We start from the raw sequence: 573 nt of genomic DNA on the forward strand, positions 1-573 counted from the left end.
CTTCTGGAGCCGCGTAATCGAGCGCCGGGCCCGGGCACGGACAGGGGCATCATCTAGCATGTCGATGTAGAAGACAAGGGCGTGTGGGGCCTTCCACCGGGCTATGGCCAGCGCACGTTGTACTTGGTGGGGTTCAGGCGGGTGAAGCTTAGGTTTCATCAACTCTCCTTGGTTCGGAGCGAGGCACGTGCTTCTATCACTTGCCCCAGCTCTTTTTGCAGGGCTCTGTCATCAGGATCGAGCGCCAGCTTTTTCTTCAGCCGTGAAATTTGCATACTGAGGGAACTGTACAGCTTTTTATTATCTCCTAGTTTTGCGTCGAATCTGTCACGTCTGTGCACACCGCTTGCTTCGCGAGTTTTTGCGCCGGCCTGATTGTAGGACCAGCGCTGCATGTTGCCCAGTTCCTCTGTATCTGTCAGACGGATGCGGGGATAATGACTCATACGCGCTTGAATCTTTTCGGCCAACCCCACAGTTGAGACAATGGCCAACATCTTTTTGTCTGAATTGTGGTTCCTGATGTTACCGCGCCCGATTGACTGGATAGCCTTATCCACAACATAATCTTCG

At 53.4% G+C, this 573-nt stretch carries 1 protein-coding gene; it reads right to left on the reverse strand.

Annotation, left to right across the window (positions count from 1 at the left end; genetic code table 11):
* Positions 1 to 158: 158 nt before the first annotated feature.
* The coding region (locus tag AC1RPN_RS08135) for a hypothetical protein (RefSeq protein WP_481763706.1) at positions 159 to 573 on the reverse strand (415 nt) is incomplete at its 5' end.

The sequence above is a fragment of the Dellaglioa sp. CoH-57-MRSF-20 genome, from assembly GCF_056781955.1.